Genomic DNA, 14,680 nt, shown 5'->3' on the forward strand with positions numbered 1-14,680 from the left:
GCATGCCTCGCCTCATGAGGCGATGGCTTCTAGAGCAAATTGCCCGGTCATCCCCACGCCGGGCATTCGTCGGGTTCTTAGGCACATGCGGCTCAAGCTGCGCCCACTGTTCGTCCGACGGCCAGAAAAGCTGAGACATCGTGTTCCTCGTGGTTGCAGGCCACTGGAATCGCATGACGATCTCATTTTCGTGAGGCACGTTGGGTTTTGTCCTAAGGGGAAGTCAATAAATAAAAACATCTCCGAAAGATGTTCAGCGCTGCTGCTATTGCCAAACCTGGAATGTCTGATGCAAATTTTTTGCGGGATATTCGCTTCATGAGGTTTGACGACGACGTCCATATGAGTACAGAATAGAAAAAAATTTCGTCCAACTTAAATGACCGAGCACATCGTCCCTTCAGCCGATCGGAGGCACAGTGGGTATCGCAGACGACTTCCAGACATTTCTCGACAACATAAAAGTCAACAACGAAGCCAGTATTTCGCTTCGCTATGGCGAAATCACAGCCGCTCTCAATAAAAAATTTCGCGATACGGATTCAAAAACGGCCAATAGCTTACAAGTCGGCTCTTATGGACGTTGGACGGCGATAAAAGGCATTTCTGACTTAGACATGATCTACGTCGTTCCTGCCGGAAAATGGGATACCTACAAAGACAATGGCCACTATGCACTCCTTCGCGACATCAAAGACGCGATCAAGGCGCGTTATCCATCGACGGCGGTAAAGGTCGATAGATTGGTGGTACAGGTTCTCTATACGGATTTTCACATTGAGGTAATGCCCGCTTTTCGACAATTGGATGGAAGCTACAAATATCCGGACACGGCGAAGGGTGGTTCGTGGAAAATAACTAAACCACATGCCGAACTCGACGAGATGACATTAGCAAATATTCGAAAGAACCGAAATCTACGTCGCCTGTGCAAAATGACGCGAGCTTGGAAAAACAAGCACGGTGTAGCGATGGGTGGCCTACTGATCGATACACTCGCCTACAATTTCCTCGAATCCACCGACACATACGATACAAAAAGTTATCTGTATTACGATTTTATGTGCCGTGATTTTTTCAAATTTTTGTCTGAGCAACCAAAGCAGTCCGAATACGCCGCTCTCGGCAGCAGGCAGCGCGTACGGGTCAAAAAGAGATTCGAGAAAGAAGCCCAAAAGGCGCATGAACTCTGCCTTAAAGCTATCGAGGCGAGTGGACAAGCCAATGAACGCCAGAAGTGGCGCGACGTTTTTGGAAATGGCTATCCCGCCCCAGTGTCTAAATCGACAAACGAAGCAGCATTCTCTAAAGCTGTATTCCGCGATACGGAAGAGTTTATTGAAGACCGCTTTCCAGTGGATGTGCGTTATGACATGCAGATCGATTGCGAGGTGATCCAGAATGGCTTCCGCCCGACGCTCTTGCTCGACCTTCTCGAACGCCGCGGCATTCTTCGACGCAAGAAAAGGCTCCGCTTTTTCATAACGGATAGCTCCGATCTTCCTCCCGAGGTTGACATCTACTGGAAAGTACTAAATCGTGGTGCCGAGGCTGAGCGCCGCGATATGATACGTGGCCAGATTTTCCGGGACAGTGGCTCCCGGGAGCAGCGCGAAAGCACTGATTTTCACGGTGATCATCGTGTCGAATGTTATGCGGTTTTGAACGGAGTGGTTGTCGCACGGGACGGCATTCGCGTCCCCATAAGCTCCGAGGTAGACGACGATGCAACCTGATTATGACATCACCCTCGAAGATCAGATCCGAGAGTGTTTCGGCAGGGTCGTCTACACGCACAAGACGCACGAGCGTATGGCCGATAACTGCGCCAAAAGGCTCAATCGCTACAAAATCCTCCAGATTGTTCTCACTGCACTCACAAGCACAAGCGCAGTTGGCGCGATTATAACAAACGAAGAATGGGTTGAATTTATAACGGCCTTGGTGTCATTCCTTACTTTATTGGTAACGACATACTTGAAGAATTTTGATCTGGGCTCTACGGCACAAAAGCACCGCGAGGCGGCCGCTAAACTATGGAATGTGCGGGAATGCTATTTTTCGCTTCTTACAGATCTACCAACACTTGATCGACAGACTGCTGTCGAACGTCGCGATGAGCTACAGACAATGCTGGCCGCGCTATATCAGGCTGCTCCACAAACAAACGGGAAGGCCTACATCGAAGCTCAGAAGCGACTGCAAAAGATGGAAGACCTGACGTTCAGCGCCGATGAGATCGACTGTTTCCTGCCATTGTCATTGAAGCGTTCGGGGGGTCGGCCGAAAGCAGTCGAGCAGCACTGAAATCAACGGAGATATATTTTCTAGAGGCGTTAGCGACCTGAGCAACCGGAAAGAAAGGTAACGCTTCAGACCCGGAGCATAGCTAACAACTCACCCCCTCCTCCCCCAAACCCCAAAAAACACCACCCAGAACACCACCGCCGCGACAATCGCCGTCGCCACCAGCGCCCAGCTCATGCCCACCGGTTCGGCCAGGCGCCAGATCGGTTCGGCCGGGGTGACTTCGGGGTTCTGGACGATGGAGAACAGCGACAGGTTGTTGGCGAGGTGGACGCCGATCGCCGGTTCCAGGCGCTGGGCCTTGACCGTCAGCGCCGCCGCGAACAGGCCGGCGATGAACAGGCTGGCATAGGTTTCGGGCGTGTTGGCGGGGCTGTAATGGTAGAGGGAGAAGATCAGCGCAGCGCCGATGGCGGCGACCACCGGGCGGCCGATCACGGCGTAGACGCCCTGGAGGGGATAGGCGCGGAAGACCAGTTCGTCGGAGGTCGCCTGGATCAGGTAGAGCACGAGGCCGAGGGCCAGGCCCGCGATCCAGCCTGCCGGTTCGAACACGAAGTTGAAGGTCACCGGCTGGCCGGCGAGCCAGATGCCGGCGAGCGAGGACAGCGTCACCAGCGGCAGATAGATCACGAAGGCGAGGCCGACCAGCTTCAGATTATAGGTGCGCGTCGGCGAGATCAGGGTCATGAACGGCCGCTGGTTGAGCAGCCGGACCACCAGAAAGACGCCCAGGATCCAGATCGGGAACATCGCCATCCAGATCAGGAAGCCCACGATATTGGCCGTGGTCGCGAACAGGTTGACCATGGCATCGGGGGGGCCGTAGGTGCTGATCGCCCAGGCCTGGATCGGGCCGATCACCTGGGCGGCGCCCAGCGGCACCACCAGGAAGATGATGATCAGCCCGATGCCATAGATCACCTCGCTGCTGCGGCCGAGGCGGCCCATGTCGAGATAGGCATTGGACGGAGCGGCCGGGCCGGGGCCGCCTGCTGAACCGGTTGCGGCAGAACCGGTTACGGCAGAACCGGTTACGGCAGAGCCGGATGCGGCAGCCCCTGCCGATGCGGTGCTGGTCTTCTCGCTGGCGGTCATGGGCACCCCTTCCTGATCCCTCCGGCCGGCCTGCACGGCCCGGCCTCCCCCTCTCGGGTGCCCACTCTATCACCAGGTTGTGGCGATCTGCATCACGGAGTGACTATCGATGCGCAATCTTTTCTAAAGGTTCACAACGTGCGGTCGCGAGCGGCGATCAGGCCGTTGACCAGGGCGACCAGGCCGATGCCGCTGAGCAGCCAGGCGACCAGCGACCAGCCGCCGGTGAGTTCGTGGATCAGGCCGATGGCGAGCGGCCCGAGTGCCGCAAGCGTGTAGCCCACCGACTGGGCCATGCCGGAAAGCCGGGCCGCCGTCATCGCATCGCCCGACCGCAGCACGATCATCACCAGCGCCAGCGCGAAACAGCCGCCCTGGCCGATGCCCAGCACCACCGCCCAGGGCCACATGGTCGCAACCGGCCCCCACATCATGCCGAGCATGCCCGAAATCGTGCAGGCCATGATCGCCAGCACCCAGAGCTGCTGATTGCGCCGCCGGGCCGCCAGCACGGGCACGAACAGCGCCGAGACCGTCTGCACCAGCAGCGACACCGACACCACGAGGCCCGACATCACCACGCTGACGCCACGATCCTGCAGAATGCTGGGCAGCCAGCCGAACACCGAATAGGCGAGCGAGCTTTGCAGGCCCATGAACAGCGTGATCGACCAGGCGAGCGGCGAGGTCAGCAGCCGCGTGCCGGTATGGGGCCGGTGCCCCGCCCGGGTGTCGAGATGGCGCGCCGCCGGCCACCAGACCGCCGCGGCGAGCAGCGCCGGGATCGCCCAGACCCCCAGCGCCACCGCCCAGCTGCCGCTGGCCTCGGCAATCGGCGCGGTGACCCCGGCGGCGATCGCGGCACCGCCGCAGAGCGCCATGGTGTAGATGCCGGTCAGCAACCCTGCCTTGTCAGGGAAGGCCTGTTTTACAACGCCCGGCAGCAGGACCCCGGCAATGCCGATGCCGGCACCGCCCAAGAGCGAGCCGGCGAACAGGCCGGTGGGCCCGAAGAAGCCACGCAGCACCACGCCCACCGCAATCATCACCAGCGCCACCACCGCGGCGGCCGGCACGCCGATGCGGCGAGCGAGCATGGGGGCTGCCGGGCCGAACAGGCCCAGGCACATCACCGGCAGGGTGGTGACCAGGCTGGCGGTGGCGCTGTCGAGGCCGAGCGCGGCGGAGACGGTGCCGAGCAGCGGCCCGATGCTGGTGAGCGCCGGGCGCAGGTTCAGCGCCACCAGCACGATGGCGACGATCAGCAGCAGCGCGGCACCGCGGCTGACGGCGGCAGAGGATCGCGGGGACGAGGTGGACATGGTCACAGACCGGGGGCTTTCAGTGTGCGGAGGGGCTTGGTACGGGAGGCTTTCGGGGGCGAAGACGGGTCGGACAACCGGCCTTCGACCACCGCCATCAGCGGCGCCAGCAGGTCGCGTGCCGCCTGCGCCGCCCGGTCGGGATCGCGCGCCGCGATGGCATCGCGCACCGCGACATGGGCGGCGAGGCTCGGCTCCGGCAGGCTCCGATCGGCGAGCGAGATGCGCAGATAGCGGCGCAGCTGATTGGTGAACCAGCCATAGAGTTCGGCGAGCGCCGCATTGCCGGCAGCCTCTGCCACCGACAGGTGGAAGGCGATGTCCTGTTCCAGATAGGTCTCGAAGGCGGCGGGATCACTTGGGGCCGGCTCGACCAGACCGCGGGCGGCCAGGGCACGGTCGATGCGGGCCAGGCTGTCGGGCGTCACGCGGAGCGCCGCGAGCCGCGCCGCCTCCACCTCCAGCGCCGCGCGCAGCTCCAGATGATCGCGCAGCCCGGCATTGGCAACCCGGCGCAGGGCGTCGGCCGGCTCGTCGACCGCCCGGACATAGGTGCCGTCGCCCTGGCGGACCTCCAGCAGGCCCAGATAAGCGAGCGCCCGCACGGCCTCGCGCACCGTGCCGCGGCCGACGCCCAGCGCCTGGGCCAGCTCGGGTTCCGGCGGAATCCTGTCCCCTGCCCCCCAGCCATCCCGGCCGATCTGGGCACGCAGCCGCTCGATCGCGGCATCGACGAGGCTGCGCCGGGCGACGGCGCCGAGGCTGGACATGGGGGGCAGGCTCCGCTGACATCGGTTCAGCCGATCATCCGATGTTTCGGGCCGGGATGCGAGCGGGAATGGGGGCGAAAATGGGCGGCCTGACAGGCCGCCCTCAGCCGCGCCGCCGCCGGATCTCGGAGCGGAGGAGAGACACCGCACCCGCCGCCGACATCAGGGCGAGCGTGAACCAGGTGAGCGCATAGACCAGATGGCTGTCGGGGAAGCTGACTTTCGTGAGCCCGCCCACGGGATAGCCGCCGGGGGCGGTTTCCGCGGCATCGACGAAATAGGGTGCGACCTCCGTCAGCCCGCGGGCCCGGGCGATCGCCGCAACGTCACGGGAATACCAGGCCTCCGCCGCCGGGTCGTTCTCGCGCAGAAAGCCGCCGCCGGGTTCGGTGATCCGCATCAGGCCGATGACCCTGGTGTCGGTGTCGATCTGGCCGGCGGCGCGGTTGGCGGGGTCTTTCCGCTCGGGCGGGACGAAGCCGCGATTGACCAGCACGGTGAAGCCGCGATCGTCGGTGAAGGGCGTCACCACCCAATAGCCGGCGCCGAGATCGGTGGTGGCGCGGACCAGGGTCTCGCGGTCGTTCAGGAAGCGGCCGGCAAGCGCCACGCGGCGATATTCGTCGCCGTCGCGGGTGATCCGGGACCAGGCATCAGGACCCGGGGCCGCGACCGGATCCTGATGGATGCGGGCATCGACGCGCGCGATCAGATCATGCTTCCAGGCCCGGCGCTCCACCTGCCAGATGCCGAGCGCCAGCCCACCGGCAATGCCAATGAGAAAGAGGACGCCCACCAGAATGAGCGTCCCCGTCCTGCGGCCGCGCCGCCTGCCGGGAGGGGCCCCCTTTTCGGGACGCCCCCCTTCCGGCGTGATGTCGCCTTTCGGCTTGGTCACGGCAGCTGGCTCATGTCGTGGACCGGCATCATGTTGGTGTTCAGATGGTACATGACCCACATGGACCCGGCGAGGGTGATCGCCACGATGATGACGGTGAAGGTGAGGGACAGCATGTTCCAGCCGCCCTCGGAGCTGAGGTTCATGTGCAGGAAGTAGACCATATGGACCACGATCTGCACGGCCGCGAAGGCCATGATCACCACGGCCGTGGTCTGGGCGTCTTCGATCACGCCGCCCATCACCAGCCAGAAGGGGATCGCCGTCAGGATGACGGAGAGGATGAACCCCTTCATATAGCCGCTGAAAGAGGCGTGGCCCGCGCCGTGATCGTCTTCGTGGGCGTGCCCGTGGGCCTGCCCGTGGACGTTGGCGCCGTGCAGGCTGTTCAGCTCCGCGCTCATCGCAGCATCCCCATCAGATAGACGAAGGTGAAGACGCCGATCCACACGACGTCGAGGAAGTGCCAGAACATGCTGAGGCACATCAGGCGGCGGCGGTTGGCCGGAACCAGGCCGCGCTTCGAGACCTGAACCATCAGCGTCACCAGCCAGATGGTGCCGAAGGTGACGTGCAGGCCATGGGTGCCGACCAGGGTGAAGAAGGCCGACAGGAAGGCGCTGCGCTGCGGCGTGGCACCGATATGGATCAGATGCGCGAACTCGTAAAGTTCGATCGAGAGGAAGGCGAGGCCGAAGAGCCCCGTGATCCCCAGCCACATCTGGGTCTCGGCCACCTTGCGCTTCTCCATCGAGATCATGGCGAAGCCGTAGGTGATGGACGAGAGCAGCAGCATGGTGGTGTTGAGCGCCACCAGCTCCAGGTCGAACAGGTCGCGGGGCGCCGGCCCGGCGGCATAATTGCCACCGAGCACGGCATAGACCGCGAAGAGCGCCGCAAAGATCAGGCAGTCGCTCATCAGGTAGATCCAGAAGCCGAGATACGTGCTGCTGCCTTCGGCGTGCGCGTGCTCTTCTTCCAGGTAGAACGGGCGGGCCTTTGCGGCCCGGCCCGAGGCCGGACGACCCGAAGCGGAGGGGGCGCCGTGAACGGTTGCAGTCATGTCGTCACCCCTGAACCGCGAGCTGGCGGGTCCGCTCGGCTTCCGTCTTCTCCACGGTTTCGACCGGGATGTGGAAGTCGCGGTTGTAGTTGAAGGTGTGATAGATCGCCGACCCGATCAGCGCCACGAAGGACACCGCCGCCAGCCACCAGATGTACCAGATGAGCGCCACGCCGAGCACGACGCTGAGCCCCGCCAGGATGATGCCGGCGCCGGTGTTCTTGGGCATGTGGATCGAGCGGAAGCCCATCTGCGGACGCTGATAGCCGTTCTGCTTCATATCCCACCAGGCATCACGATCGTAGATGACCGGCGTGAAGGCGAAGTTGTAGTCCGGCGGCGGCGACGAGGTCGCCCATTCCAGCGTGCGCGCATCCCAGGGGTCGCCGGTGGTGTCGCGCAGCTTGTTGCGGTTGCGGACGCTGACCGCGATCTGGATCAGGAAGGCGGCGATGCCGCCCGCGATCATCACCGCACCCAGGGCGGCGATCACGAACCAGATCTGCAGCGACGGGTCGTCGAAGACCCGCATGCGGCGGGTGACGCCCATCAGGCCCAGCACGTAGAGCGGCATGAAGGCGAAGTAGAAGCCCACCACCCACAGCCAGAACGAGACCTTGCCCCAGAAGACGTCGAGCTTGAAGCCGAAGGTCTTCGGGAACCAGTAGGCGATGGCGGCGAAGGCGCCGAACAGCACGCCGCCGATGATGACGTTATGGAAATGGGCGATCAGGAACAGGCTGTTGTGCAGCGAGAAGTCCGCCGGCGGCACCGCCAGCAGCACGCCGGTCATGCCGCCGATCACGAAGGTCAGCATGAAGGCGACCGTCCACATCATCGGCAGCTCGAAACGGATGCGGCCGTGATACATGGTGAACAGCCAGTTGAACATCTTCGCGCCCGTCGGGATCGAGATGATCATGGTGGTGATGCCGAAGAAGGCATTCACGCTGGCGCCCGAGCCCATCGTGAAGAAGTGATGCAGCCAGACGATGTAGGAGAGGACGGTGATGGCGACGGTCGCATAGACCATCGACTTGTAGCCGAACAGGCGCTTGCCGCAGAAGGTCGCGGTGACCTCCGAGAACACGCCGAACATCGGCAGGATCAGGATGTAGACCTCGGGATGGCCCCAGATCCAGATGAGGTTGACGTACATCATCGGGTTGCCGCCGAAGTCGTTCGTGAAGAAATTGGTCCCCACGTAACGGTCGAGCGACAGCAGAGCCAGAACGGCGGTCAGGATCGGGAAGGCGGCGACGATCAGCACGTTGGTGCAGAGCGCGGTCCAGGTGAAGACCGGCATCTTCATCATGGTCATGCCGGGCGCGCGCATCTTCACGATGGTGCAGATCAGGTTCACGCCCGACAGCAATGTGCCGACGCCCGCGATCTGCAGGGCCCAGATATAGTAGTCGACGCCGACATTCGGGCTGTAGGCGATGTTCGACAGCGGCGGATAGGCCAGCCAGCCGGTCTGGGCGAATTCACCCACGAACAGCGACATCATGATCAGGACCGCGCCGCCGGTCGTCATCCAGAAGCTGAAATTGTTCAGGAACGGGAACGACACGTCGCGGGCGCCGATCTGCAGCGGCACGATGTAGTTCATGAGACCCGTGACGATGGGCATCGCCACGAAGAAGATCATGATCACGCCGTGGGCCGTGAAGACCTGGTCGTAATGATGGGCGTTGAGATAGCCTTCGCTGCCGTTGAAGGCGATGGCCTGCTGGAGGCGCATCATGATCGCGTCGGCAAAGCCACGCAGCAGCATGATGATGCCCAGCACCATGTACATGATGCCGATGCGCTTGTGGTCCACCGTGGTGAACCACTCCTTCCAGAGGTAGCCCCACAGGCGGTAGCGGGTGAGGACGGCGAAGAGGGCGAGGCCGCCGAGGGCGACCGCGATGAACGTTCCAACCACGATCGGCTCGTGGAGCGGCAGTGAGTCCAGGCTCAGCCGGCCGAGGAGGAACGACGTCCCTGCGGTTTGTTCAGACATGATTACCGGAGTCTCAGGTCAGGAATTGGCGGGGCCGGGCACGCCGGTCTCGGGGGCCGGGGTCAGCAACGACACCGCCTTCGGGGCCGGACTCACGTCCTGGTTGTTGTTGGCATTGATGACCGGGGCATTGATGGCCGGCAGCGGAGCGGCAGGGCCGCCGGCGCGAACGCCGATCGGGTCGTCGGTGGTGCAGAGCGCGGCGACATAGACCGGCTCGGGGCCGAACACCGCACCGCGGCGACCGGTCTTGTCGTATTCGAGCGAGGCCACCGGGATGACGTTGTTGATGCCCGCGATGCCGAGGCCGCCGCGGTCGTCGATCGCCATCATCTCCCCCATGCACATCTTGCCCGGCTCGACGCACATGTTGAGGATGCGGTCATAGAGCTTGGGGTCGGCATGGGCGTAGTGCATGACCGGCACGTTCTCGCTCGGCCGTTCCAGGGTCAGATAGGTCGGCCCGTCGAGCGTCTGGCCCGACGCGCGCACGGTGGAGACCCAGCCCGCGAACTCGTCCTGCGACAGGCCGTGGAACTTGAAGCGCATGCCCGAGAAGCCGGCGCCGCTGTAATTGGCCGAGAAGCCATCGAAGGTGCCCGGCTTGTTGATCACCGCGTGCAGCTTGGTCTGCATGCCCGGCATGGCATAGATCTGGCCCGCCAGCGCCGGCACGAAGAACGAGTTCATCACCGACGAGGCGGTGATCCTGAAGGTGATCGGCCGGTCGACCGGCGCCGCCATCTCGTTGACGCTGGCGATCCCGTATTCGGGATAGATGAACAGCCACTTCCAGTCGAGCGCGACCACCTCGACCTCCAGCGGCGTCACATCGGCGGCGACCGGCTGATCGGGGCCGATGCGGTCGAGCGGCTTGTAGGGGTCGAGCGCGTGGGTGCTGATCCAGGTCACCGTGCCCAGGCACAGGATGATCACCAGCGGTGCGCCCCAGACCGCCAGCTCGATCTTCGTGGAATGGCTCCACTCGGGCTCGTAGCGGGCGTTCTTGTTGGACTGCCGGTATCGCCAGGCGAACAACACGGTCAGAAGCATGACCGGCACGATCACCAGCAAAATCAGCACGGTCGACAGAAGGATGAGGTCCCTCTGCTGCGACGCAATGTCACCAGACGGATTGATCAGGACGAGATTACAACCGCCCAACAACGCCATGAGAGGCAGGGTGGACAGGACGCGGATCCGGCTCAAGACAGTACTCATGGGATAGGGTGTCACTTTTGTGCGGCGCAACAACGGACCATTGCGGCGCGCATCATAGGACTCGCCCCTGCCGAAGGCAAAAGCGAAGGTCGGCCATCCTGACCAACCTCTGGTCTCATGGCCTGCTGTGCGGCCTGGAACCTATATGGTTCCCAAGACTCTGCAGGGCCCGTAGATGCAGTGCGACATATTGGCGCATCGCGGATGCGAAGGGCCTGCGGCGGCGTCTGCGTCTCTTATGGATAAGTTATTTATCGCAGAACGAAATTTCAGTGCGGTCAACGGCGCGCATATCCGCAGACCGCACGGGCGCGCCCCGGCATGCGGCGACAGGGGCACTTGACCGACGACGGCGCCTCCCCTTGCGGCGGGGGCTGCGGGCGGGAATGGCGGGGGATGGTCAACCGGGGGGAGGGTGATGGGTCATTGGTCGGGTCTGGACGGCCGTTTAAAGATGGAGATATGGCCGACTTCAGCGCAACCGTTTCGCACGAAATACATAGGACAATTAAATCATCAAAGAATTTCATAATCTCACATTTATGCAGATTTTAGCTGTCGCCCCGGCCCTGCATGAGCCTTCCACGTCCTAAATTTACACCACCACCCTGGCGACATCCTCAGAGAACGCATATCATTTCTTATCTTCAGGCACTCATATCCTCGACCTTACTTACCTGCCTCTGTATGACCCCTCCACCGTCATCCCGGCGGAGGCCGGGAGGACAGTAGAGATGTTAAACAGAGGATGGCAGGTACAGAATTGGACACGGGCACCAGAGTCAGACACAAGCATCACCACATAAGTGACATGAGTCTTCTATAAGATGGAGAATAGATGCTGACGCCTGAAGACGTCGTGAACAGGCTGGCACGTCTCAGCTTTGCCCGCCTGCGCCCCAGCGAACGCCGCAAGCTCGCCGAGGCCCTGGATACCCCCGAACTGAGGGGGCAGGTGTTCGATCGCTTCGGGGCGTTCCTGCGCGGCCTGCCGCTGGAGACGGCCGACGGGCAGGATGAGTTGCTGGTGGCCGTCGCAGATCTGAACATGATCGGTTTCTGGGATCGCCTGCCCAAGCGTGTCGTCCACGACTGGCAGCGCTTCGGCGTCGACTGCGAACGGCTTCAATGTCTGGCCAGGCTGGTTCGGGGATATGACGGCCCTGCCGCAAACAGGATTCAGCACGTTCTGAACCCGCAGGGGCAGCACGACAAGACCATCCAATCCGCTACGGATATCCACCAGATCATTTACTGATCACAGACAGCCGGGCAGATGAGGCCAGGGGCGGCTTGGCAGATCGCGAGCAAAGCGACGATAAGTCCATCTTGCACGCCAGCCGCATCACGGACTGCACCGAGCCCTCCATACGCCCCTAAACACGCGTGCCTGCGGCCGCATCATCCTCCTCCCCCCAAACCCGCATCACTGCCGCCACCACCTCCTCCCACACTCCCGGCTCGCCCAGCACCGGCATCTCGCGAGTAAGGGCGTTGCTGAGCCTGCCCTGGTGCTGCTCGATCGTGCGCAGCACGCGGTCCGCCTGGGGATCGGGCATCTCCACCACCTCCTTCAGCGCCGCGCGCGCCCGGGCGTGGCGGCGGAGGTCGCGGGCCTCCGCCCGCATCCGTTCCCTGATCGTGCGGTCCAGGATCCGGGCCAGGAACACGACATGCGGGGCCAGATCCGGGTAGCGCCAGGAGGGCCGGGCCATGTCGGGATCATTGATTTCGATATCCGAGACGATGCCATCCGGGTACATGGCCCCGGTCGGCCGGAAGCTGATCTGATCGCGCATCGCCTGCATCAGCGGCGCCGAGACCTCGTCCAGCACCTGATCATAGGCGCGTCGTTCGCCGGGATCATCGGTGATGACGGCCGAGACCGGCAGGATAACCGGAGCGGGGATCGTGCCGTCGCGCCGCAGCAGGTCGTTGATCAGGAAGCGATGGACACGGCCGTTGCCGTCGGCGAGCGGATGGATATAGACGAAGCCGAAGGCGGCGACCGCCGCCCGCATCACCGGCGACTGACCAGCGGTCTTCACCAGGAAACTGCGCAGCCCGTCGAGCATCGGGACCAGGTCTTCGGCGGGCGGGGCCACATAGTGGACGAGGTTCTGATAGCGCGAGGTCTCGCCGATGAAGACCGGTGACTGGCGCAGGCCGAAGCGGCCGATCACGGTCTTTTCTCCCAGGATCTCGCGCTGCAACAGAGCCAGGGCGGCATCGTCGAGCGGCACACCCCCCTGCCCCGTGCGCCGGGCCATGACATCCGCAAAGCGCTGGATCCGCGTCGCCTTATCGGCCTCGCCCTCGATCGCAAAACTCGACCGGCTTTCCCTGAGAGTCAGCCAGGCCGCCGCGCGCATCAGCAGATCTTCGCCGAATTCGGCCACCAGATCTTTGAAAAGTGCCGAAACGTCCAGCGCCGCCGCCTGCACCATGGCAGGCGTCCGAACCAGGATCGGACAGAAATGCCGCGTGCCCGGCAGGTTGTCGTTCACCCGCCAGCGCGCCACCTTCTGTACTTGATCGGGCGATGCCGCGACCAGGCCCGCCGCATCGATCGCATCGACATAATTGCCGCCGGATCGAGGCGGGACCTGCAGCATACGCCCGGTCAGCCACTCGTAGAGAAAGGCCGCGCGACGCGCATAGCGCCCGGTCGGCTCTTCCGCCACCCAGTTCTGGACGATGTCGGGCCCGCTTGCCGTGAACAGCCGCGCCAGAAAGTCCAGATGCGGCACCTCGTGGCGCAGATGAAACTGAAGATGAGCGGCCGGATGGGGCGCCGGCCGCATCGCCTCGACCCAGGTTTCGCGGGACACGACGCCGTCGGTCTGCGTCATCCGCCGCCCGCCGATCCGGCTGGTCACCCGAAGCCGGCCTGGCAGGGCGATGCCGTAATGCCGCATCAGCCAGGCAGCGCCGACAGGGTCATCCACGACATCAGGCATAGCAGACCTCCAGCCGGTGCGGCGGCAGGCTGCGCTGGAACAGCAATGCCCCGACCCGAAACCCTATCCGCCGTTTACGCCTGCGCAAAATCGTTTATACCGCGGGCCTTCTGCGCAAATCTGATGATGCCATGGGTGTCCGCTCACCCTATCCCATCAATGATGTCCAGATACCGCCGCACCGTCTCGTCCCAGCCATAGTCCAGTGCTTCGGCGGTGATGGCGTGGCCGATGGAGACTTCCAGGCAGCCAGGCGCGCGCGACAGGAAGTCGGCGAGGTTGACCAGGTTCAGGTCATGGCCGGCATTGAGGCCGATCCCGGCTTGCGCGGCGGCCTGGGCGGTGGCGGCCACATAGGCGGCGGCGGGTTCGAAATCCGGGCGGTCCCAGGCCATGGCGTAGATGCCGGTATACATCTCCACCCGGTCGGCCCCCAGCGCCTTCGCCGCGGCCGGGGCCTTGGGGTCGGGGTTGATGAACACGGCGATGCGCGCGCCCGAGGGCCGCACCAGATCGATGCCGCGGGCGAGTTCTTCGGCCCGGCTGTCGAAATCCCAGCCCTCTTCCGAGGTGCGCGCCCCCGGCGCGTCGGGGACCAGCGTCACCTGATGCGGGCGGACCTGGTTGACCAGCTCGGCGAAATCTCCCGACGGGTAGCCTTCGATGTTGAACTCGGCGCCGATCACCTCGGGCAGGTCGGTCGCGAACAGCCCGGCCAGGTCCATCACATCGCTGCGCCGGATATGGCGCTCGTCCGGTCGGGGATGGATGGTGATGCCATGGGCGCCGGCGCGCAGCACCCGCTTCGCCGTCGCCAGCACATCGGGATAGCCGTTGTCGCGCTGATTGCGGAGCAGCGCCACCTTGTTGAGATTGACGCTGAGCTTGGTGGTCATTGGCCGCCGTCCCCTGTCGTTCGCACATGCACCCCATGCCGGTCACCCGGGCGAAAACATGCACCCGGGCGAAAACACGCCCCGCCTGCCCTGGCAGCAAAAGCGCCGGGCCGGCGGGGCGGGGGACAGGATATATC

Annotated in this window: 13 protein-coding genes; 3 read left to right on the forward strand and 10 right to left on the reverse strand. The window is 63.4% G+C overall.

The window, feature by feature from the left end:
* Positions 1 to 419: 419 nt before the first annotated feature.
* Both CMO28_RS05875 and CMO28_RS05880 read left to right on the forward strand, forming a co-directional pair.
* Complete coding sequence (locus CMO28_RS05875) at positions 420 to 1,736, forward strand: SMODS domain-containing nucleotidyltransferase (RefSeq protein ID WP_296711028.1); 1,317 nt, start codon at positions 420 to 422, stop codon at positions 1,734 to 1,736.
* Positions 1,726 to 2,307 carry an SLATT domain-containing protein gene (locus CMO28_RS05880; protein WP_296711030.1) on the forward strand — a complete coding sequence of 194 codons (582 nt, stop codon included), beginning with the start codon at positions 1,726 to 1,728 and terminating at the stop codon, positions 2,305 to 2,307. The genes CMO28_RS05875 and CMO28_RS05880 overlap by 11 nt, the downstream gene beginning before the upstream one ends.
* Before the next feature lie 90 nt (positions 2,308 to 2,397).
* On the opposite strand, the gene CMO28_RS05885 is transcribed toward CMO28_RS05880, so the two are convergent.
* The 8 genes from CMO28_RS05885 to cyoA form a co-directional block, all read right to left on the reverse strand.
* Positions 2,398 to 3,405, reverse strand: coding sequence for a CPBP family intramembrane glutamic endopeptidase (locus CMO28_RS05885; protein WP_296711033.1), 1,008 nt, complete (start codon positions 3,403 to 3,405; stop codon positions 2,398 to 2,400).
* A gap of 131 nt (positions 3,406 to 3,536) precedes the next feature.
* Positions 3,537 to 4,727: a CynX/NimT family MFS transporter gene (locus CMO28_RS05890; protein WP_296711035.1), complete on the reverse strand. Its 1,191-nt coding sequence runs from the start codon at positions 4,725 to 4,727 to the stop codon at positions 3,537 to 3,539.
* A 2-nt stretch (positions 4,728 to 4,729) separates the two neighbouring features.
* The gene (locus CMO28_RS05895) at positions 4,730 to 5,497 is read right to left on the reverse strand and encodes a FadR/GntR family transcriptional regulator (protein ID WP_014748219.1); all 768 of its coding nucleotides are present in this window, start codon (positions 5,495 to 5,497) and stop codon (positions 4,730 to 4,732) included.
* Between the two features lie 103 nt (positions 5,498 to 5,600).
* Positions 5,601 to 6,293: an SURF1 family protein gene (locus tag CMO28_RS05900; protein WP_323755068.1), complete on the reverse strand. Its 693-nt coding sequence runs from the start codon at positions 6,291 to 6,293 to the stop codon at positions 5,601 to 5,603.
* Between the two features lie 98 nt (positions 6,294 to 6,391).
* Positions 6,392 to 6,799, reverse strand: coding sequence for a cytochrome o ubiquinol oxidase subunit IV (gene cyoD / locus CMO28_RS05905; protein WP_296711041.1), 408 nt, complete (start codon positions 6,797 to 6,799; stop codon positions 6,392 to 6,394).
* Complete coding sequence (cyoC, locus tag CMO28_RS05910; RefSeq protein ID WP_014748222.1) at positions 6,796 to 7,458, reverse strand: cytochrome o ubiquinol oxidase subunit III; 663 nt, start codon at positions 7,456 to 7,458, stop codon at positions 6,796 to 6,798. Before cyoC ends, cyoD begins: the two co-directional genes overlap by 4 nt.
* A gap of 4 nt (positions 7,459 to 7,462) precedes the next feature.
* Complete coding sequence (cyoB, locus tag CMO28_RS05915) at positions 7,463 to 9,466, reverse strand: cytochrome o ubiquinol oxidase subunit I (RefSeq protein ID WP_296711046.1); 2,004 nt, start codon at positions 9,464 to 9,466, stop codon at positions 7,463 to 7,465.
* Positions 9,467 to 9,484: 18 nt separating this feature from the next.
* Entirely contained in the window at positions 9,485 to 10,675 is a 1,191-nt protein-coding gene (cyoA, locus tag CMO28_RS05920) for a ubiquinol oxidase subunit II (RefSeq protein WP_322111299.1), read from the reverse strand.
* A gap of 850 nt (positions 10,676 to 11,525) precedes the next feature.
* On the opposite strand from cyoA, the gene CMO28_RS05925 reads away from it, so the two are divergent.
* Positions 11,526 to 11,945 (forward strand): hypothetical protein, encoded by a 420-nt coding sequence (locus CMO28_RS05925; protein ID WP_296711049.1) that lies wholly within the window; start codon positions 11,526 to 11,528, stop codon positions 11,943 to 11,945.
* Positions 11,946 to 12,063: 118 nt separating this feature from the next.
* On the opposite strand, the gene CMO28_RS05930 is transcribed toward CMO28_RS05925, so the two are convergent.
* Both CMO28_RS05930 and CMO28_RS05935 read right to left on the reverse strand, forming a co-directional pair.
* A complete protein-coding gene (locus tag CMO28_RS05930) occupies positions 12,064 to 13,647 on the reverse strand; it encodes a Fic family protein (RefSeq protein WP_296711051.1) in 1,584 nt (527 codons plus the stop codon).
* Positions 13,648 to 13,790: 143 nt separating this feature from the next.
* Positions 13,791 to 14,543, reverse strand: coding sequence for a pyridoxine 5'-phosphate synthase (locus tag CMO28_RS05935; RefSeq protein WP_296711053.1), 753 nt, complete (start codon positions 14,541 to 14,543; stop codon positions 13,791 to 13,793).
* Positions 14,544 to 14,680 lie beyond the last annotated feature (137 nt).

The sequence above is a fragment of the Tistrella sp. genome, from assembly GCF_002684955.1.
Lineage (GTDB): Bacteria > Pseudomonadota > Alphaproteobacteria > Tistrellales > Tistrellaceae > Tistrella > Tistrella mobilis.

Excerpts from the sequence above, each read along its gene's own strand:
- cyoD (WP_296711041.1), bottom strand. The coding sequence starts at position 6,799 with ATGAGCGCGGAGCTGAACAGCCTGCACGGCGCCAACGTCCACGGGCAG.
- cyoB (WP_296711046.1), bottom strand. The coding sequence starts at position 9,466 with ATGTCTGAACAAACCGCAGGGACGTCGTTCCTCCTCGGCCGGCTGAGC.
- CMO28_RS05935 (WP_296711053.1), bottom strand. The coding sequence starts at position 14,543 with ATGACCACCAAGCTCAGCGTCAATCTCAACAAGGTGGCGCTGCTCCGC.
- CMO28_RS05895 (WP_014748219.1), bottom strand. The coding sequence starts at position 5,497 with ATGTCCAGCCTCGGCGCCGTCGCCCGGCGCAGCCTCGTCGATGCCGCG.
- CMO28_RS05885 (WP_296711033.1), bottom strand. The coding sequence starts at position 3,405 with ATGACCGCCAGCGAGAAGACCAGCACCGCATCGGCAGGGGCTGCCGCA.
- cyoC (WP_014748222.1), bottom strand. The coding sequence starts at position 7,458 with ATGACTGCAACCGTTCACGGCGCCCCCTCCGCTTCGGGTCGTCCGGCC.
- CMO28_RS05925 (WP_296711049.1), top strand. The coding sequence starts at position 11,526 with ATGCTGACGCCTGAAGACGTCGTGAACAGGCTGGCACGTCTCAGCTTT.
- CMO28_RS05880 (WP_296711030.1), top strand. The coding sequence starts at position 1,726 with ATGCAACCTGATTATGACATCACCCTCGAAGATCAGATCCGAGAGTGT.
- CMO28_RS05890 (WP_296711035.1), bottom strand. The coding sequence starts at position 4,727 with ATGTCCACCTCGTCCCCGCGATCCTCTGCCGCCGTCAGCCGCGGTGCC.
- CMO28_RS05930 (WP_296711051.1), bottom strand. The coding sequence starts at position 13,647 with ATGCCTGATGTCGTGGATGACCCTGTCGGCGCTGCCTGGCTGATGCGG.